At 55.5% G+C, this 20,007-nt stretch carries 18 protein-coding genes; 4 read left to right on the top strand and 14 right to left on the bottom strand.

Annotated elements, in window-relative coordinates:
- Positions 1 to 227: 227 nt before the first annotated feature.
- Entirely contained in the window at positions 228 to 2,375 is a 2,148-nt protein-coding gene (gene fdhF, locus ACMVME_RS20105) for a formate dehydrogenase subunit alpha (protein WP_078774721.1), read from the bottom strand.
- A gap of 255 nt (positions 2,376 to 2,630) precedes the next feature.
- Here fdhF and ACMVME_RS20100 point away from each other — a divergent pair, with 255 nt between their 5' ends.
- Positions 2,631 to 3,362 carry a response regulator gene (locus ACMVME_RS20100; protein WP_014168239.1) on the top strand — a complete coding sequence of 244 codons (732 nt, stop codon included), beginning with the start codon at positions 2,631 to 2,633 and terminating at the stop codon, positions 3,360 to 3,362.
- Here the strand turns inward: ACMVME_RS20100 and ACMVME_RS20095 are convergent.
- From ACMVME_RS20095 to ACMVME_RS20070, 6 genes are all read right to left on the bottom strand, one after another.
- Entirely contained in the window at positions 3,359 to 4,366 is a 1,008-nt protein-coding gene (locus tag ACMVME_RS20095; protein WP_139108130.1) for a carbohydrate kinase family protein, read from the bottom strand. The genes ACMVME_RS20100 and ACMVME_RS20095 overlap by 4 nt on opposite strands.
- Entirely contained in the window at positions 4,363 to 5,223 is an 861-nt protein-coding gene (locus tag ACMVME_RS20090; RefSeq protein ID WP_025206378.1) for a ketose 1,6-bisphosphate aldolase, read from the bottom strand. Before ACMVME_RS20090 ends, ACMVME_RS20095 begins: the two co-directional genes overlap by 4 nt.
- A 10-nt stretch (positions 5,224 to 5,233) precedes the next feature.
- On the bottom strand, positions 5,234 to 5,920 hold the full coding sequence (locus ACMVME_RS20085) for a D-lyxose/D-mannose family sugar isomerase (RefSeq protein ID WP_059306578.1): 687 nt from the start codon (positions 5,918 to 5,920) through the stop codon (positions 5,234 to 5,236).
- An 84-nt stretch (positions 5,921 to 6,004) separates the two neighbouring features.
- Entirely contained in the window at positions 6,005 to 6,946 is a 942-nt protein-coding gene (locus ACMVME_RS20080) for an ABC transporter substrate-binding protein (RefSeq protein ID WP_014168243.1), read from the bottom strand.
- 30 nt (positions 6,947 to 6,976) lie between these two features.
- The gene (locus tag ACMVME_RS20075; RefSeq protein ID WP_014168244.1) at positions 6,977 to 7,972 is read right to left on the bottom strand and encodes an ABC transporter permease subunit; all 996 of its coding nucleotides are present in this window, start codon (positions 7,970 to 7,972) and stop codon (positions 6,977 to 6,979) included.
- Entirely contained in the window at positions 7,969 to 9,489 is a 1,521-nt protein-coding gene (locus tag ACMVME_RS20070) for a sugar ABC transporter ATP-binding protein (protein WP_020882824.1), read from the bottom strand. Before ACMVME_RS20070 ends, ACMVME_RS20075 begins: the two co-directional genes overlap by 4 nt.
- A gap of 181 nt (positions 9,490 to 9,670) precedes the next feature.
- Between ACMVME_RS20070 and ACMVME_RS20065 the strand changes: the two genes are divergently transcribed.
- On the top strand, positions 9,671 to 11,959 hold the full coding sequence (locus tag ACMVME_RS20065; RefSeq protein ID WP_068795430.1) for a hybrid sensor histidine kinase/response regulator: 2,289 nt from the start codon (positions 9,671 to 9,673) through the stop codon (positions 11,957 to 11,959).
- Here the strand turns inward: ACMVME_RS20065 and alsK are convergent.
- The 6 genes from alsK to ACMVME_RS20035 form a co-directional block, all read right to left on the bottom strand.
- Positions 11,904 to 12,848: an allose kinase gene (alsK, locus tag ACMVME_RS20060; protein WP_068795431.1), complete on the bottom strand. Its 945-nt coding sequence runs from the start codon at positions 12,846 to 12,848 to the stop codon at positions 11,904 to 11,906. The genes ACMVME_RS20065 and alsK overlap by 56 nt on opposite strands.
- On the bottom strand, positions 12,832 to 13,527 hold the full coding sequence (alsE, locus tag ACMVME_RS20055; RefSeq protein WP_020882821.1) for a D-allulose 6-phosphate 3-epimerase: 696 nt from the start codon (positions 13,525 to 13,527) through the stop codon (positions 12,832 to 12,834). Before alsE ends, alsK begins: the two co-directional genes overlap by 17 nt.
- Before the next feature lie 10 nt (positions 13,528 to 13,537).
- On the bottom strand, positions 13,538 to 14,518 hold the full coding sequence (gene alsC, locus ACMVME_RS20050; RefSeq protein ID WP_044857668.1) for a D-allose ABC transporter permease: 981 nt from the start codon (positions 14,516 to 14,518) through the stop codon (positions 13,538 to 13,540).
- A complete protein-coding gene (alsA, locus tag ACMVME_RS20045; protein WP_014168250.1) occupies positions 14,497 to 16,029 on the bottom strand; it encodes a D-allose ABC transporter ATP-binding protein AlsA in 1,533 nt (510 codons plus the stop codon). The genes alsC and alsA overlap by 22 nt, the downstream gene beginning before the upstream one ends.
- 76 nt (positions 16,030 to 16,105) lie before the next feature.
- Positions 16,106 to 17,041, bottom strand: a complete 936-nt coding sequence (alsB, locus tag ACMVME_RS20040; protein ID WP_014168251.1) for a D-allose transporter substrate-binding protein — start codon at positions 17,039 to 17,041, stop codon at positions 16,106 to 16,108.
- A 64-nt stretch (positions 17,042 to 17,105) separates the two neighbouring features.
- The gene (locus tag ACMVME_RS20035) at positions 17,106 to 17,996 is read right to left on the bottom strand and encodes a MurR/RpiR family transcriptional regulator (RefSeq protein ID WP_014168252.1); all 891 of its coding nucleotides are present in this window, start codon (positions 17,994 to 17,996) and stop codon (positions 17,106 to 17,108) included.
- Positions 17,997 to 18,347: 351 nt separating this feature from the next.
- Between ACMVME_RS20035 and rpiB the strand changes: the two genes are divergently transcribed.
- Both rpiB and yjdP read left to right on the top strand, forming a co-directional pair.
- Positions 18,348 to 18,797, top strand: a complete 450-nt coding sequence (gene rpiB / locus ACMVME_RS20030; RefSeq protein ID WP_032681899.1) for a bifunctional allose-6-phosphate isomerase/ribose-5-phosphate isomerase RpiB — start codon at positions 18,348 to 18,350, stop codon at positions 18,795 to 18,797.
- A gap of 69 nt (positions 18,798 to 18,866) precedes the next feature.
- Entirely contained in the window at positions 18,867 to 19,190 is a 324-nt protein-coding gene (gene yjdP / locus ACMVME_RS20025) for a DDRRRQL repeat protein YjdP (protein WP_068795432.1), read from the top strand.
- A gap of 54 nt (positions 19,191 to 19,244) precedes the next feature.
- On the opposite strand, the gene phnP is transcribed toward yjdP, so the two are convergent.
- Entirely contained in the window at positions 19,245 to 20,003 is a 759-nt protein-coding gene (gene phnP / locus ACMVME_RS20020; protein ID WP_068795433.1) for a phosphonate metabolism protein PhnP, read from the bottom strand.
- Positions 20,004 to 20,007 lie beyond the last annotated feature (4 nt).

Genomic DNA, 20,007 nt, shown 5'->3' with positions numbered 1-20,007 from the left:
GCCGCGTTTCGTCTCAGAATAATGCTTGTGAAAGAGAGCATTAGACGCTCGCGGGGGAGATTCTCTCACTGAATTAAAATACAAAGCCGGGTATTTATTTCGGTGCTAATGACATTATTGCTGCGGGGCAGCGTGCACAATATATATTGATAATATAAATAGCTTATTAAGAAATAAAAAAGGGGTGAATAAGTCACCCCCTTTTATTCATCGATTAATTAACGGCATTAACCCAACGCGCTTTCACGCAGTCTGGCTTTCAGCTTGCTATATTCGTCAATCACATACTGTTCCGCGGCGTGCTGGTCAGCAATCGGCTCCACGCGTACGGCGCAGTACTTATACTCCGGCGTTTTGGTTATCGGGCTTAAGTTCTCCGTCACCAGTTCGTTGCAGGCACCAATCCACCACTGGTAGGTCATATAGACCGCCCCTTTGTTAGGTCGGTCGCTGACCTGCGCACGGGTAATGATGCGTCCTTTACGCGAGTGCACCCAGATCAGGGCTTCATCTTCAATGCCCAGACGCTCTGCGTCAGCGGTGTTGATCTGCGCATAGCCCGGTTCATCCGCCAGTGCCGCCAGCGCAGCGCAGTTACCGGTCATTGAGCGACAGGAGTAGTGGCCCACTTCACGCACGGTAGAGAGCACCATCGGATACTCATCGGTGAGTTTATCGATTGGCGCGACCCAGTCGCAGGTGAAGAACTGCGCCAGTCCGTTCGGGGTGTCGAACTTCTCTTTAAAGAGATACGACGTGCCCTGATCGGCCTCTGACTCATCGCGGCACGGCCACTGGATATACCCCAGTTCACCCATTTTCTCATAGGTGGCACCGGTGAAGTCCGGACACAGTTTGCGCAACTCGTCCCAGATTTCCTGGGTGTTGTTGTAGTGCATCGGATAACCCATGCGGGTGGCGATTTCGCTGATGATCTGCCAGTCGGTTTTCAGATCCCACTTCGGCTCCACCGCTTTGAAGAAGCGCTGGAAGCCGCGGTCTGCCGCCGTGTAAACACCTTCATGCTCGCCCCATGACGTTGACGGTAAAATCACATCCGCCGCCGCCGCGGTTTTGGTCATAAAGATGTCCTGGACAATCACCAGTTCGAGATCCTCAAAGCCTTTACGCACCGCTGACAGCTCGGCGTCGGTCTGCAGCGGATCTTCACCCATAATGTAGGCAGCCCGCACTTCACCGTGCGCCGCACGGTGCGGCAGCTCGCTGATGCGATACCCGGTATGTTCCGGCAGGCTCTCCACGCCCCAGGCCTTCGCGAATTTCTCACGATTTTCCGGGAACTTAACGTACTGATAGCCCGGATAGGTATCCGGCAGTGCGCCCATGTCACACGCACCCTGCACGTTATTCTGACCACGTACCGGGTTCACGCCCACATGCGGTTTGCCCAGATTTCCGGTCAGCATCGCGAGGCTTGTCAGGGAGCGTACGGTTTCCACGCCCTGATAGAACTGGGTTACGCCCATGCCCCACAAAATGGCCGCGGTTTTCGCCCCGGCGTACATCCGCGCTGCCTGGCGGATCTCTTGCGCGCTTACGCCGGTTATCGCTTCGACGGACTCCGGCGTGTAGCCTTCGACAATTTTCCGATACTCGTCAAACCCTTCCGTACGGGTCGCGACGAACGCCTGGTCGTAGAGATTCTCCTCAATAATGACGTGGCCCATCGCATTCAACAGCGCGATATTCGAGCCGTTTTTCAGTGCAATGTGCATATCCGCAATACGTGCCGTTTCAATTTTGCGCGGATCGCAGACGATGATTTTCGCCCCATTCTGTTTGGCGCGAATAACGTGGTTCGCGACGATAGGGTGAGAATCCGCCGGGTTATAGCCAAAAATAAACACGAGATCGGTGTTATCTATCTCGTTGATCGCGTTACTCATAGCGCCGTTACCGACCGACTGGTGCAGACCTGCAACCGATGGGCCGTGTCAGACGCGAGCGCAGCAGTCGACGTTATTGGTACCAATAACGGCGCGCGCGAATTTTTGCATTACATAGTTGGTTTCATTACCAGTACCGCGTGAAGAGCCGGTAGTCTGGATCGCATCCGGGCCATACTTGGCTTTGATGGCGCTCAGGCGCGTGGCGACATAATCCAGCGCCTCGCTCCAGGAGACGGCTTCCAGCTTGCCACCGCGCTCGCGGCGGATCATAGGGGTTTTCAGGCGTGGGGTAAGGATTTGGGTATCGTTAATAAAATCCCAGCCGTAGTAGCCTTTCAGGCACAGCGTGCCCTGGTTGGTTTTCCCCTGGGCGGCCTCCGCCCGGACGATTTTGCCGTTATCGACCACCAGGTTGATCTTGCAACCCGAGGCACAATAAGGGCAAACCGTGACGACTTTTTTCATCAGTCTGCTCCAGTTAATCAATGCTTACGCCCCACTATGCAGCTTCTATGCCATGTTTTTATTGTGGGTATCAGCAGACTTTACGGCCAACAGAGGGGCAAAACCCTGACGAAAAACAGCCAATCGTCAAAATTGACGTGTCGAATGGGCAGTGGATGTGACATGGGTTGTAATTCCGTCATGTAAAAGTCAAATTGGCTGGAGCCGACGGCAGAATAGTTCAGACTTAACATAATCCCCTGATGGAAGCATGCGATGAAACCGGCGATTCTGGTGGTTGATGACGATACCGCAGTTTGCGAGCTGCTGCAGGATGTGCTGAGTGAGCACGTCTTTAGCGTGCTCGTCTGCCATAACGGCCAGGACGCGCTGAGTCTGGTTCAGCATGAGCCACACATCGCCCTTGTCCTGCTGGATATGATGCTGCCGGATATCAACGGCCTGCAGGTATTACTGCACCTGCAAAAGCAACGTCCGGAGCTGCCGGTGGTGATGCTGACCGGGCTGGGCAGTGAGTCAGACGTGGTGGTGGGGCTGGAGATGGGGGCCGACGATTATATTGGCAAACCGTTTAACCCGCGCGTGGTGGTTGCCCGGGTTAAAGCCGTGCTTCGCCGGACCGGGGCGCTGGCCGCAGACACCCCGGTGCCACGCGTGGCGGGCGTGACGTTCAATGGCTGGACGCTGGATACCTCCCGCTGTGAACTCAGCGATCCGCAACGTAATCCCGTACCGTTGACCCAGGGAGAATATGGTCTGCTGCTGGCGCTCACCCAGAACGCCCGGCGGGTGCTCAGCCGGGAACAACTACTCGAGCTGACGCACAGCGAAAGTGCCGAGGTGTTCGACCGCACAATCGATGTGTTGATCATGCGCCTGCGCCGTAAAATCGAAGCCAACCCGCATCAGCCCGCACTCATTAAAACCGTCCGTGGGCTGGGCTACGTCTTTGCTGCCGATGTGTCTCACAGCGAGAAAGCGGCTTAAATATTCTCTTTAATAAACAGCTGCAACTCGGCCAGCGTTTTTGCCCCATCAATGGCGTTCGCAGCCAGCAGGCTTGCCCGCGCGCAGGCATGGGCCAGATAAATACTCTCGACCAGCGGCAACGCTTCATGGCAGCCGTATAAGAAGCCTGCGCAGAAGGCATCACCCGCCCCGACGCTGCCGATAATCTCTTCCCGCTCCAGCAACCAGGAGGGGATCCAGCGCCCTTCATCGTCCGGTGTTAACCCCCACGCCCCTTCCGGACAGTGGATCACCACCCGCTGACGCACGCCAGCCGCCAGAAGCTGTGAGGCGGCTTCCGCGATATGGGCAATGTGCGGAGCATCGTTCTCGTCGCGCATCTCCAGCCCGCTAAACTCGCCGGCTTCCAGTTCGTTGATGACCAGATAATCAAGATGGCGCAGGGCAGGGAGGACCAGCGGCTGATAGCGCGGGTCACCCTTTCGCGAGACCAGGTCGAGCGAGGTTTCATACCCCTGATCGCGCATCTGGGCCAGCAGCCGTGCGCTGCGGGTGCCGTACTCGTCATCGGGCATATCCAGGCTGTCGAGCAGTAACAGGTAGCCGAGATGGAAAATCTTCATCGCGCCGTCGAGGCGGTTGAAGGCGGGCAGATCCAGAAGACGGTTGGCGCCCGGGGAGTGGAAAAAAGTGCGCTGCCCGCTGGGGTCGGTCATAACCTGCGACATAGAGGTTGGCGCAAAGGTCGTGCGCTGCACCCGCTGGCGGTTGACGTGATACTGGTCGAGCATCGCCAGGATGTAATCGCCGTCGCTATCTTCGCCAATCAGGCCGACGGCCTGCAGCGGCAGGCCAACGTGCATTTTGGCCAGCGTCAGCAGGACGTTCAGCGGCGCACCGCCGGTTGAACGTTCGCTGTGGGTAATCTCCGCCAGCCAGCCGCGCTCCGGCCATTGCACAATCTGGTGGACGTGATCCACCAGCATATTGCCGGCGGCGATAATCCCTTTACGTTCCATTATGCCTGCCCCGCGCTGCCAAAGATGCGCATTTGCGCGGCGACCGTATCGGTAATCGCCTCCTCTATGCCCAGCAACAGTTCTGCAAATTCATCGTACAGAGGCTGACGTTTTGCCATCCGTTGCTCAACGGCGGAGAGCGCGGCCTGTGACATGCCGGTATAAAAGTTGATTTTATGGATCCCCAGTTCGATGGCGCGACGAAAATCGGCATCGCTGATGCCGGAGCCGCCGTGTAAGACCAACGGCAGGCCGGTCTGCTGGCGAATGGCGTCCAGACGAGGGAAATCGAGTTTCGGCTCGCCTTTGTATTTACCGTGCGCGTTGCCAATGGCGACCGCCAGCGCATCAATGCCGGTGGCATCGACAAACTCGCGCGCCCGCAGCGGGTCCGTAAACAACGCTTCATCCGCATGGCCATACAACGCGCCACCTTCGTCACCGCCTACCGCACCCAACTCCGCTTCTACCGATACGCCAACCGCGTGGCACATCTTCACCACCTCCCGCGTCTGGCGAATGTTTTCTTCGTAGCTCAGGGTGGAGCCATCAAACATCACGGAGCTGAAGCCTACGCGCAGCGCACGTACCACCGCCTCGAAATGCAGGCCGTGATCGAGGTTGAGCACCACCGGAATATCATGACGGGCGGCTTCAAACCTGACCGCTTCGACCAGCGACTCCAGGGAGACATACTTAAAGTGGACTTCCGCAATATTAATGATAAACGGCGAGCGTTCCTGTTTCGCGGCAGCAAACAGCGCGCGCAAAAAATGGGAGTCGAGAACGTTAAACGCGCCGAGCGCGTAGCGGTGTTTCCTGGCGTGCTCAAGACCGTCGGCAAGAGAAATCAATGGCATTATTTACTCCTTATTTCCGAAACAGGTTGTACTCGTTGCACAACACCAGCACCGCCGGTTCGTCTTCTTCGATATTGTTATAGCGGGCAATGGGCTGTAAAAAATGGTTATCGTGTTCATCGTCATTCACCGATGACACTTCCCCCACCAGTACGTCGCCAAAACCGCGTTCACCCCAGAAACTGTGGTACAGACCGGGGGTGAGGCAGATGCTGTCCCCGGGTTGCAGGCGTAACTGACTGCCGGGTGCGTGGGTCTGCAGACAGCCGTCGAGGGTAACGGTCACGTCGGTATTTTCAGGTTCTTGATGTGCATCGGCATTCCATAACTCGACGATCAGGTTTCCGCCGCCACGGTTGATGATGTCTTCCCGTTTACGCCAGTGAAAATGCATGGGCGTCACCTGACCATCCCGGACGTGCATGATTTTTTCGGCATAGCACTTTTCATAGGGCACGCCGTTCGGTGAGCCATTGCGCAGGGTAAAGAGCGTTAGCCCCTGTGCGGCAAAATGGTCGCCGCCGAATGCCGTTACGTCCCAGCCAAGCCTGAGATCAAACACTTCCTGCCAGGCGGCCGGATCAAGCTGCTGCCATTTCGTCGGCGGAAAACTGGCAAAGGGAGGGAGATGCACGTCGTGCATGGAGAAGAACTGCCGCGTGTGGCCAAGGATTTCATTGATTTCGGAGCGTTTCATGGGGCCCCCTGGACGCTATGTCAGGCCTCACCCCAACTCTCCCGCGAAGAGAAGATCAGGGTGAGGGCATCAAACCGCACTACATCACTTCACTGTCCACCCTTTATAGGATCCGACGTTCTTTTTATCGATCATCGTCACCGGGATCAGCACAGGCTCTTTAGGCGCAGGTTTGCCCTGCAGAATGTCATAGCCGATCTCAACCGCTTTTGCCGCCATTACCTGCGGATCCTGAGCCGGCGTCGCGACAAACAGGGAGTTCTCACGCTTAAGCGCTTCCTCGCCGTCCGGGCTACCGTCTACGCCAACGATAAAGAATTCATTGCGTTGGGCCTGTTTTGCCGCCAGATCGGCACCGATCGCCGTCGGATCGTTAATCGCGAACACGCCGTCGATCTTCGGATTGGCCGCCAGCAGTGAGGTCATCACTTCCAGACCGCCTTCACGGCTACCTTTGGCGTTCTGGTTATCAGAGAGCACCTTGATATCCGGATGTTTTTTGAACTCGGTCTGGCAGCCTTCGACGCGGTTTTGCACCGCGGACACTGGCGGCCCGTTGATGATGACCACGTTGCCTTTGCCTTTCAGGCGATCAGTAATGTATTTACAGGCCATTTCCCCCGCCTGGGTGTTATCGGAGGTGATGGTGGCATCCGCCCCCTCCGCCGCGACGTCAACCGCGACAACCACGATCCCGGCCTCTTTCGCGCGTTTAACCGCCGGGCCGATCCCTTTGGAATCCGCAGCGTTAAGGATGATCATGTCCACTTTGGCCGCAATAAAGTTGTCTATCTGCGCCACCTGCTGGCCGAGATCGTAACCGCTGGAGACCAGCGTCACTTTGACGTTATCCCCCGCCAGTTTGCGCGCTTCCAGCTCGGCACCTTTGGTGATCTGCACGAAGAATGGGTTGGCCAGATCGCCCACCGTCACGCCGATGGACTTCAGATCTTTCGCCTGCGCAAACGGCGTTGCGGCAAGCAGCGCGCCAGCACAGAGCGCGGTCACTAACGGTTTCAAACGCATCTTCTCTTCCTCGCTTGTAGGGTATTGTTGTTATGCACTTTGATGGTGTCGGGTACGGTATTTGTCGATCAGCACCGCTATGATGATCACCGCCCCTTTGATCACCAGTTGCCAGAAGTAGGAGACGCCCATCAGCGTCATGCCGTTGTTAAGCGTGGCGATGATCAGCGCCCCCACCAGCGTGCCGGTGATCGTGCCGATCCCGCCAACAAAGCTGGTACCGCCGAGGATCACCGCCGCAATCGCATCCAGCTCGTAGCCCATGCCCAGGTTGCCGTTGGCGCTGTAGAGACGCGAGGCACTCATCACGCCGCCCAGGCCCGAGAGCAGCCCGCTCATGCCGTACACAAACAACAGCACCAGCCAGACCTTAATGCCTGTCAGACGCGCCGCCTGCATGTTGCCGCCAACCGCATAAATGTGAACGCCAAGCGTGGTGCGACGCAGAATAAACCAGCACAGCACAATGACCGCCAGCGCGATCACCACCAGCCACGGAATGGGTCCAAGGTAGTTATTGCCGATCCACTCAAAGTTAATGTTGGAGTTAATGACGGTCGTACCGTCCGCCAGCAGATAAGCCGCACCGCGCAGTGCCGTATAGGTACCGAGCGTCACGATAAACGGCGGCAGCCCGGCAAAAGCCACCAGCGCGCCGTTGAACAAACCCAGCACCAGGCCGAGCATGAGCGCTGCCGGAATAGAAAGCATGGCGAACTCAGGTATTAACGACACCACCATCGCCGCCACGGCCGTGGTGCCCAGAATGGAGCCGACGGAGAGGTCGATCCCGCCGGTCAGAATGATGAAGGTCATCCCTGCGGCCAGTACGATGTTGATCGACGCCTGGCGGGTGATATTGAGCAGATTACTTTCGGTAAAGAAGTTAGGCGCGATAAAACCAAATACCGCCACAATCAGGATCAAGATGGGCAAAATGCCGACCGTCTGCATCAGATCGCTCATCAGCATTTTTTTGGCAGAGGCGGACTTCGCCACCTGCTGCGGATGGGTTGAATTTGTCATAGTTGCACCGCCTGATGATGAGAGTCGTTCACGCCGGTCGCCAGCGTCATGATGTTTTCCTGAGAAATTTCTGCTCCGTGAAGTTCACCTGCAATGCTGCCTTCACGCATGACATAGACGCGGTCGCTCATGCCGACGATTTCCGGCAGCTCGCTGGAGATCATCAGGATCGCCACGCCTTTGCGCGCCATCTGGTTCATGATGCGGTAGATTTCACTTTTCGCCCCGACGTCGACGCCGCGCGTCGGTTCGTCCAGAATCAGAATGCGTGGGCCGATGGCCACCCAGCGGGAGATAAGCAGCTTTTGCTGATTGCCCCCGGACAGGCCACCCGCGCGGACCTGTGAATGCGGCACGCGGATGTTAAGCAGGGCGATCGCATCGTCAGAAATGGTCTGTGCTTTTTTGCGGTTCAGCATGCCGAAGGTGGCGTCGCGCTCCAGCGTCGCCATGGTGATGTTCTCCTGTGCGGCCAGCTCGAGGAACAGCCCTTGTTCTTTGCGGTTCTCGGTGAGAAAACCGATCCCGTTGTCGATGGCGGCACGCGGGGAGTGGATCACCACCGGTTCGCCGTCGACCTCAATCATGCCGCCCGTGGCTTTGCGCGCGCCGAAGATCAGCTGCGCCAGTTCGGAACGTCCGGCGCCCACCAGACCTGCCAGCCCGACAATTTCTCCGGAACGCACCTGCAGACTGCAGGGGAGCACTTTCTTGCCGTCGGTAAGGTGATGCACATTAAGACGCGGGCTGCCGAGCGGGATATCGCGCTCTTTGTTAAACAGATCGCTTAGCGGACGGCCGACCATCATCTTCACCAGCTCAGAGGCGTTCAGTTTGTCGCGCGTCAGGCTACCGACGTACTGCCCGTCACGCAGCACGCTGACGCGATCGGAGAGTTCATACACTTCCGCCATGCGGTGGCTGATATAGATAATCGCCATTCCTTCCTCTCGCAGGCGCAGTATCAGCTCGAACAGGCGATGGGTTTCACGTGAGGAGAGGGCGGCGGTGGGTTCATCCATCACCAGAATGCGGCTGTTGCGGTGCAGCGCGCGGGCAATTTCAACCTGCTGCTGCTCGGCGATGGTTAGCCTCATTACCAGGTCGGTCGCCTTGAAGTGCGCGCCCAGACGGTCAATCACCGCCTGCGCCTGTGCGGCCATCTCTTTGCGCTGTACCAGCCCGGCGCGCGACAGCTCGCTGCCCAGGAAAATGTTTTCAGCGACGGTCAGATTGGGGGCAAGCTGCATCTCCTGATAAATGAGGGTGATACCCGCGGCCAGCGCATCCTTTGGCCCTTTGATGTGAAACGGCTGTCCGTCAATCAGGATCTCGCCGCTGGTGGCGGTATAGGCCCCCGCGAGGATCTTCATCAGGGTACTCTTTCCTGCGCCGTTTTCCCCCATCAGCGCGTGGATCTCACCGGGGTACACCGTCAAATCCACACCCTTGAGCGCGTGGAAATGGCCAAACGTTTTGGCAATGTTGCGCATCTCCAGTACCGGGGTTCTGCTCATGGCGGATCTCCTTGAATGTCGATATCCGCACTTCATCACAGGTTGGTAAATGCAAAATGTCAGAAGCCGTTCATATTTGTCATAGTTATGAATAGTTAACTTACATCACAATTCCCCGCTTTTTCCCTCTCAGCAGGAGAGGGCCAGGGTGAGGGCATCACATTGCACTGGAGCTTACCGTATGCCATCACACCGTCCGCCCTTCTTTGCCAGCGCCCGTGGTCGCCTGCTGATTTTTAATCTGCTGGTGGTGGCGGTGACGCTGATGGTCAGCGGCGTGGCGGTGCTCGGCTTTCGTCATGCCAGCCAGATCCAGGAACAGGTGCAGCAGCAGACGCTGGATGACATGACCGGCAGCATGAACCTCGCCCGCGATACCGCCAATGTGGCAACGGCGGCGGTGCGGCTCTCGCAAGTTGTAGGCGCGCTGGAATACAAGGGCGAAGCCGAGCGCCTGAAGCAGACGCAGAGGGCGCTGCGTCACTCGCTGGAACAGCTTGCCGATGCGCCACTGGCGCAACAGGAGCCCGCGCTGGTGGCGCGAATTATTCAGAGAAGTAATGAGTTACAGCAGAGCGTGACGGGCATGCTGGAGCGCGGGCAGCGGCGTCATCTGGAGCGTAATGCGCTTCTCAGCGCGCTCTATCAAAGCCAGAGCTATTTGCGCCATCTGCAGGACATCAACCGCCGTTACGCCAGCAACGTCCCGGATGCGCAACAGCTTATGGAAATGGACAGGCTAATCATCGCCGCTATTGAAACGCCCTCGCCGCGCGCCACGGTTCAGCAGCTGGATGCCGTGACGGCAACGCTGCCCCGGAGCGTGACGCAGCCCGTGGTGAACGCTATCCTGCCCGATTTTAATGCCGAGCTTCACAAGCTTGTTCCGCTCTCGACGCAGCTGGAGGAGAGCGATCTGGCGATCAGCTGGTATATGTTCCACATCAAGGCGCTGGTGGCGATATTAAACAGCGACATCAATCAGTACGTTGAACAGGTGGCGCAGGCCTCCCGGCTGCGCACTGCCCAGAGTCACCAGGAGCTGCGCTCCATCAGCGTATTTATCAGCGTGTTCGCCGTGCTGGCGCTGATCATCACCGGGTGCGCCTGTTGGTATATCTACCGTAATCTGGCCTCCAACCTGACGGCCATCTCCCGGGCGATGTCGCGCCTTGCCCACGGCGAGCAGGATGTTTCCGTCCCCGGGCTGCAGCGTCGTGATGAGCTGGGTGAGCTGGCGCGAGCGTTTAACGTTTTTGCCCGCAACACCGCCTCGCTTGTCCACACCACCCGCCTGCTGAAAGAAAAAACCACGCAGATGGAGATCGACCGCATCGAGCGTCAGGGGCTGGAAGAGGCGTTGGTGCACAGCCAGAAGATGAAGGCCGTCGGGCAGCTGACGGGCGGTCTGGCGCATGACTTTAACAACCTGCTGGCGGTGATCATTGGCAGTCTGGAACTCACCGATCCTGACTCACATGACGCCCCGCGTATCACCCGGGCACTCAAGGCCGCCGAGCGTGGTGCGGTGCTGACCCAGCGCCTGCTGGCGTTTTCCCGCAAGCAATCCCTGACCCCGCACGCGGTAGAGATGAAACCGCTGCTCGAGAACCTGCGGGAGTTGATGTACCACTCGCTGCCGGCCACCCTGACGCTGGAAATTGAAGCGCAATCACCGGCGTGGCCGGCGTGGATAGACGTCAGCCAGCTGGAAAACGCCATTATTAACATGGTGATGAACGCCCGTGATGCGATGGAGGGACAGACGGGGGTTATTAAGATCCGCACGTGGAATCAGCGTGTGACCCGCAGTGACGGACGCAGGCAGGATATGGTGGCGCTGGAGGTTATTGACCGGGGAAGTGGAATGTCGCAGGAGGTCAAATCCCGGGTCTTCGAACCGTTCTTCACGACCAAGCAAACCGGGAGCGGTAGCGGATTAGGCCTGTCGATGGTCTACGGTTTTGTACGCCAGTCCGGTGGGCGCGTGGAGATTGAAAGCGCGCCGGGGCAGGGGACCACCGTGCGGCTGCATCTGCCACGCTCGACGCTGCCTGTTCGTTCTGCTGATGAGACCCAGGCCGCCGCGGCTGCCGTTGAAAATGAACGCCTGGTACTGGTGCTGGAAGATGAAGCCGATGTCCGCCAGACCCTGTGCGAGCAGCTGCATAAGCTGGGCTATCTGACGATTGAAGCGGACAACGGCGAACAGGCCCTGAAGATGCTGGACGCGTCACCGGATATTGGCATGTTTATTAGCGATTTAATGCTGCCCGGCAACCTCAGCGGTGCCGAGGTGATCAACCATGTGCGCAGCCATTATCCGCAGCTTCCGGTGTTGCTGATCAGCGGCCAGGATCTGCGTCCGACGCATAACCCGCAACTGCCGGACGTGGCGTTACTGCGTAAGCCTTTTACCCGTGTACAGCTGGCGCAGGCGTTGCGCAAGGTGATGACAGGAACTGGCTGAGAGCCAGGGTCGCCGCCCCCTGAGCACCGTTAAAGGATGACGATGATGCTGTAATGAAACGGACTGCCTCATACGGCAGCGGACGGCGCAGATGCTGTTTAATTCTGGCAATCAGCGCGTCGCGTGGAAAATCGACCATATCCATCACGCCGCCGCCGAGGATCACCGCATCCGGGTCGAAGAGATTTACGCTGGTGGCAATGGCTCGGGCTGCATGATTTAAGAGCTGTATGACAAAGGGGTCATGACACGCTGAGGTAAAAATCTCGCCAATCGCGTAATCACGGGGCTGTTGTTCATACCACTGTTTCAGGGCAATACCGGAACAGACGGTCTCCAGACATCCTGTGTTACCACAACCGCAATGTCGTGACATATCGCCCTGCGGAATATGTCCAAGCTCGCCCGCGACCCCGTGTGCACCTGTCCAGGGTGCGCCGTTCAGCCAGATGGCGAACCCCATGCCGGTACCGAGATAGGCTGCCAGAACCTGCTGTTGCTGCAAGTTGTGCTGCATAACATCAAAAGAGAGCTGGAGGTTAACGTCACGGTAGAATTCGACCGGGCATCCCAGCGCGTCCGCCAGTTTACCCGCCAGGTCCCGTTGGTCTGTTGCCTGTAATGGCAGGTTTGGTGTCGAGATAATGGTGCGTTTGTCTTTGCCGACCAGCGCAGGAAAACCCATCACCAGACCCCGACAGCGAACCTGATAGTGGCGAAGCCTTGCAACGATCATTTCTGCGACGCCGCACATGACGCCTGAACGGATAATGTCTGCCGTACGGTGTTTTTCACAGTGCAGCACGGCCCCCTCGGCTGTAAGCAGGCAAAAACGGATATGGGTAGCGCCCATATCCACTCCGGCGACGACATCAGGCTGTTTTTGCATGAGGAAGGGCCTCGTTCTTTGCCGACAGAATCTGTCCGGCCATCAGTTGCCATGCGTCGTCGATATTCTCTGCGTGGTTGAACAGCCCTGACGTCCCGACGATAAAGACATCAGCCCCGGCGGCCATCAGTTTTTTGTAGGTGGACTGATTGCAGGAGCCATCGATCTCAATCTCATAGCGCAGCCCTTCACGTTCGCGCCAGGCTTTCAGCTCGGCAATTTTTTCGAGCATTTCCGGAATGAAAGGCTGCCCGGCAAAGCCAGGATCGACGGTCATGACCGTAATTTTGTCCGCCTTGTGAATGTAATATTTCATCGCTTCAACGGGCGTTTCAGGGTTGAGGATCAGACCGACTCTCATGCCATGACGGCGAATTTCGTCAATCAGACGGAAGGCCTGACCGTTAATCGTTTCCGGATGCAGGGTGATGAAATCCGCTCCGGCCTGTGCCAGTTGACTAATGTAGTCCTGGGGGCGCGTCACCATCAGATGGCAGTCCAGCGGTTTGGTGGCGAGCTTCTTCACCTGGCTGACAAAGAACGGTGATAGTGTCAAATTGGGCACAAAGTGACCGTCCATGATATCGATATGGAAGTAGTCCGCGTGCTGGTCTATGAATTCGATCTGCTCTTTGAATTTCAGCAGGTCCATACACATCAGGGAGGGGGAAATTTTCATCGTCAATTCCTTACTTACTGATCAATCTATCGAGGGCGACAGCGGCGATAATCAACCCGCCCATCACCACCAGCTGGTAGTAGGTTTGTACTTGTAAAATATTGAGTCCGTTATTGATGGTGCCGATGATGAGCCCCCCAATCACGACAGAGAAGATGCGCCCTTTACCGCCAAAGAAGCTGGTTCCGCCGATAATGGCGCTGGCAATGGCGTAGGTTTCAAAGCCCATCCCAGCCAGCGGCTCTGCTGCCCCCAGTCGTGCCGTTGACACCACGCCTGCCAGCCCTGCACACACACCGGAGATAATGAAAACCACCAGGATATGAAACTTCACGTCAATACCGGAGTAGAACGCCGAGTTCTTGTTACCGCCCAGCGCGTAGATGTTGCGTCCCAGCCGCATACGGGTGGTGAGGAACCAGAGGATCACCGCCACTACCAGCGAGAAGATCACCGGCACGGGAACACCTAAGAGATTGGCGGCAAAAAAGTTTACAAAGTCGAACGAGAAGCCGTATACCGAGTTGGCATCCGAAATCACCAGCGTAATGCCGCGAAAAATGGCGTTAGTGCCCAGGGTGATAATGAACGGATGCAGCCCGGTCCAGTTGACCAGACAGCCGTTGATCGCGCCTAACGCACCGCCAACCAGCACGCCGCCAATGAGCGCTGCCAGGAACGGGTCGACGCCGGCCAGCATGAGCTTGGCGGTCACCATCCCGGACAGCGCCAGAATCGCCCCGACGGACAGATCGATACCTGCCACCAGAATGGCAAAGAACTCGCCCATCCCGATCAGCACCGTCACCGAACTCTGGACAAAAATTTGAGTGATGTTATTGGTGGTCAGGAAGTATTCCGACGACAGCGTGCCAAAGATGGCAACGATGATCGCGAGGATGAAAAAGGTGCCGTACTTGTCCCAGAACAGCGCGAAATTAAACGGTTTTTTTTCGTCCATATCGCGTTTCACTCTTGTGGTAATGCCCATGCCATAATCTCCTCTTCGCCCATGTCGTCGCGATTGGTCAGGATTTGCGTCAGTCGCCCTTCGCAGAACACGGCGATGCGGTCGCAGACGGCGATAATTTCAGGTAGCTCGGATGACACCATCAGGATGACCTTGCCCTCGTCAGCTAACTGGCGCATCACCTTGTAGATTTCGGCCTTTGCGCCGACGTCGATGCCGCGGGTAGGTTCATCAAAAATGATGACGTCCGGGTTGCAGCACAGCCATTTGGAAATCAGCACCTTCTGCTGGTTTCCGCCGGAGAGCTCAGTGATGTTTTGCTCCACGCTATGGCACTTTAACGCCAGCAGCTGGCGCTGCGTTTCAGCAGTTTTGCGCTCTTCATGTTCGCGAAACAGGCCCATGGCACCTTTGTAGCCGCCATTTTTCAGGCTTTGGCTGACCGCCATGTTCTGAGCAATAGAGAAGTTGGGGAAGAAGCCGTTTTCCCGACGACTTTCAGTGATGTAGGCCATCCCTTTTTTCAACGCATCCAACGGCGAGTGTGGGGAGATGGTTTTACCGTTGAGACGGATTTCACCGCTAGCGCGTTTATCCACCCCGAAGAGGCAGTCCATCAGCTCGGTGCGGCCTGAGCCGACGAGTCCTGCAAAGCCAAAGATTTCACCGCGATTCACACTGAACGAGATATCACGTACTTTTTTCTTGTCCCGGCTGGTGACGTTTTTCACTTCGAACACGGTATCGCGTTCGAGGTTGCCGGTACTTTCTTTCATCGCGTTAAAGCGGTTTTGCAACTCGCGGCCCACCATCAGGCGCACAATATCGTCGTTTGTGACATCACTCACCATGCCCGTGCAGACGCTGCTTCCATCTTTCATCACGGTAAAGCGGTCGCAAATGCGGCGGATTTCTGCGAGCTTATGCGAGATATACACAATTGCTGTGCCCTCTTTACGTAATTGATTCATGATCAGGAAAAGATAATCCACCTCTTTATTGGTTAAAGACGATGTGGGCTCATCCATAATGATCGCTTTAGCGTTGAGCATTAATGTTTTTGCAATTTCCAGCATTTGCTTGTGGCTGATGGATAAATTCGCCACCTTTTCATCTAAATCGACTTTCAATCCCACGCGTAAAAGCATCATTGCGCCGCGAATACGCATCTCTTTCCAGTCGATGATATTGACGCCACAGACTTTTTTCGTCAGATGACGGCCAATATATAAATTCTCCAGAACGGTTAATTCATCGATAACGCTAAGCTCCTGGTAAATTATGCCAATGCCCAACTGTGCTGCCAGTTTATGATCGAGCTTGTCGTAATTTACCTCGTTGATAGTAATAGTTCCTTTGGTCGGTTCATGTATTCCCGACAATACTTTCATTAAGGTTGATTTACCGGCGCCATTCTCCCCTAATAACGCATGAATCTCGTGGGGATAAATAGTTAAATCAACCGACGTTAATGCGTGAACCGGACCAAAGGATTTGCCGATCCCCGCCATTGAGATATATGGCGTGACCATGTTTACTCCTTATGTTTTCCCTCTCATCCTGCGGGAGAGAGCTGGGGTGTGGGCTTCTGACCGCACCGGATATCAGTTATTTCGTCACCAGAACCGAATCAACCAGTTTGAATTCAGGCGTTTTTTCTAGGGGGATCACGTTGCCGGTTTTCGCCGCATCCACCATCAACTTCAGGCCCGTAGCACCAATATCCGCTGGGTTCTGCGCGACGGTGGCGGTCATTTGTCCGGCATCGACCATCTTACGTGCTTCAGGAATGCCATCCGTGCCAACGACCAGTACTTTTCCTGTTTTACCGGCGTTTGCCACCGCCTGTGCCACGCCCATTGCCATGGTATCGTTTGCACAGTAGAAGGCTTTCAAATTCGGGTTGCGTTGCAAAACGTTGGTGGCGACATCCAGGGCTTTAATGCGATCCCAGTCGGCGGGTTGGCTGGCAACGAGCTTGATTTGACTTGCTTTTTTGAAGGTTTCTGTAGCGCCATTGCGGCGTGCCTCTCCCGATGCATTTCCGGCTTTCCCTTCAATAATCGCGACTTCACCGCCCTGCACACCGAGTTTATCAATGATAAAGCCTGCGCCTTTTGCCCCAACGGCTACGTTATCCGTCGTGACAAAACCTTCAACGTTACCGCCGGCTTTTTTCAGGTTATCCATATCGATTTTTTCATCGAGGTTGACCAGAAAAATGCCTTTCTGCCAGGCGCGTGAGACGGGCATCACCAGGTTGACCGAGGAGAGTGGGGCAAAGGCAATGCCTTTGTATTTCTTATTACTCAAGTCTTCAAAAAGCTGCAGTTGAGACTGAAAATCCCCCTCTGACGGCGAAGCAAAAATATCAACACTTACCCCCAGGGTTTTTGCTTCATCTTCGATCCCTTTCTTCATATCCACCCAGAATGGATTGTTCAATGTTTTTAATACTACTGCATATTCTGCGGCAGCAAATGCGCTGGTAGATAACATTAAGCCCATAGCGGCGCCGCTGAAATATTTCAGATATTTATTCATAGCAGTGTTCTCAATGTAGGGTATATTTTGTTGATCCCGCTAATACGGGATCAACATTTTATAGTTACTTCAGGGCGCCAGGGGAGAAGAAATCCACAATAGCACCGGTTTTTTGCATATTAAGTGTGGCCTGTTGAATATTCTGTTGTGCAACGGATACAAATAAAGCATCTAATAGTGTGAGTTGTAATATACGCGCGGAGGCGTTACGCCCTAATAAAGGGGTCTCTGGTGCTGGCGAACAAATAATATAATCAGCGAGTTTGGCAATGGGTGAATGATAGCTATGGGTAATGCAGATAATCTTCGCACCGTTCTTTTTCGCTAACTCTACTGCAGCTTTCACATCGCTGGTGCGTCCTGAGTGTGTTACCACCAGCACTACGTCTCCCTCTTTCAGCAGCGATGCTGACATCATCATGATATGGGCGTCCTGATAGGACTGGCAGCGCACGCCGATACGTAAAAACTTGTGCTGGATGTCGGCACAAATGGCGTTAGAGCCGCCGACGCCGTACAGATCGCGCTGGTTAGCCTGAGCGAAGAAACGTGCTGCGCGATGAATTTCATCCACATTAACAATCGACTGGCCTTCCATAATGGTGCGAAGCGTAATGTTGAACACTTTATTAACCACATCCTGTGGTGCTTCATCAAAGGCGAGTTCAGCGGGGAGCACCTGCTCGGATTGAGAGAAGTAGTCCACAAGCGCTGCGCGCAGAGTACGAAAACCGCTAAACCCGAGCAGCTTGGCCACTTTGACGATCATCGCTTCCGAGACCAGCAGTGTTTCGGCAACATCTTTAATTGCCGGCGCACCGCTCAGGTTACCTGGCTGAAGCAGCCAGTCGACGATACGGCTCTCGTTGTCGGTCATCCCTTCCTGTTTCATACGCAGGTAAGGTGCCAGACCGATGCCATTAGGCAGCTCTTTTTCAAATTCTGACTGACTCATCGCTCTCTGTTGTCCTTAAAAATGAAGACGACACTATATCATCACAACCTTCCCGGGAAATATGTTGCCAACTTCACAGTATTTATAAATTCATAAAGTTTTATTGGTTGTGAAGTTTTGGGCTGTGCGTTATTGCTTCATTCGTTGTAAATCAATTACTTAATTTCTTTGACATTGAGTGGACTAAGACTTACAGGCAAACTTAACCATCAGGTCAGGGTTGAAATGCGATCCTCAGGGGTGTAGAACACGCTCAGAACGCGATGGTTTTGTGGTTTTATTGCACAACTAACCGGTCTTAAATCACAAAATACATCGTGTTCGTAAAGTTTACTCACTGAGAGGCAAATCATGAAAAGGATTGCGTTTGGTTGCGATCACGTTGGCTTCATACTGAAAGAGGACATACTGGCCCATCTGCGTGGGCGTGGCGTAGAGGTGGTTGATAAGGGCACCTGGTCGCCCGAACGCACCGATTACCCGCATTATGCCAGCGCTGTTGCGACGTCCCTGCTCGACGGTGAGGTTGATGGCGGCATCTTAATTTGTGGTACCGGCGTTGGGATCTCTATTACGGCCAACAAATACCCCGGCATTCGTGCAGTGGTATGTAGTGAGCCTTATTCTGCGCAGCTTTCAAGGCAGCATAACAACACCAATATCCTGGCATTTGGCTCACGTGTTGTTGGCCTTGAGCTGGCAAAAATGATTGTCGATGCCTGGCTCAATGCAGAATTTGAGGGCGGGAGACATCAGGTGAGAGTGGAAGCGATAGGGGTGATTGAACAGGCGCAGAAATGAGATTCCTCCGCTACCCCAGCCAGCTGTTGTTCATTACCGTAAGGCCAGTCCACCTGCGAGTCTGGTCTTATGAAACGTTACTCTACCGCTCTGTTATTTGGTCTGCTGTCACTTACCAGCCAACTGGCTCACGCCGATGTTATTGATGAAGCCATTGGCAATATTCAGCAGGCGATAAACGATGCCTATAACCCCAGCAGCAGTCGCAATAGCGATGATGACGACGATCGCTACGATCGCAGCCGCCAGACCGACAGCCGTCAGTATGACGATCGCCGCAGGCAACTGGAGGATCGCCGTCGCCGTCTGGATGAGCGTCAACGCCAGCTGGATGATGACAGACGTCAGTTAGAAGAAGATGAACGCCGGTTAGAAGACGATTACGATCGCTGATACGCGCGGTTTAGCATCCATACGCCTCGCCCTCTCATTCAGAGAGGGAGTGACCTAATCCAGCAACAACGTCATTCCGTCATATCCCGCCTCGAACCCGTCGGGTAGCGGGTTATCCATCATCCATACGTCGAACTGATGACTGATATGGGTCAGGATCACCTGCGGACAGCCGATGATCTCATTTAAGGCAATAACCGTATTCAGATCGCAATGGTTGCGCGGCGTTTCGTCACGCGGTTCGTGGCTGCAGTCGATGATCATCGCCTGCGGCCGGTTATTGAGCAGGAATTTTACCGTTTTATCGGGTAATCCGGCGGTGTCGGAGAGCCAGGCCACGCGACTGTGGGCGGACTCCAGCAGGTAGCCAAAGGTGATTTTCGAGTGATTCAGCGGCAGCGGCGTGACCCGCAGGCCCTGCAGTTCAAACATCACAAACGGCTCTACCGTATGGCTGAAATCCAGAATCCCCGGGTGTTTAAACAGGTCGTCACACCCCGACTCGTCTGGCGGACCGTACACCGGAACAGGGGCACCGACGCCCCAGCGCAGGGGGAACAGCCCCTGGACGTGATCCATATGGTAGTGGGTCAGTAAAAACTGCTGAAAGCTGCCTGCCGGCCAGTCGTCCATCAGGTGCGGGATACCGGCGTCCAGCAGCGTTACCGCATCGTTGAATTTGACTACCGCGCTACAGGGGCGACGGCGATGGTTATCCTGCAGACGCGCCCGGCGACACGCGGCGCAGTCGCAGCCAAACACCGGCACCAGCTGAGCACTACCGGTTCCCGTTAACGTAATCGTCAGACTCATCGTG

Origin of the sequence: Enterobacter cloacae complex sp. 2024EL-00711 (assembly GCF_047529885.1) — a bacterium.
GTDB classification, from domain to species: domain Bacteria; phylum Pseudomonadota; class Gammaproteobacteria; order Enterobacterales; family Enterobacteriaceae; genus Enterobacter; species Enterobacter ludwigii.
Note: the sequence above shows the minus strand (reverse complement) of the source record. Positions and strands in the feature narration are given on the sequence as shown.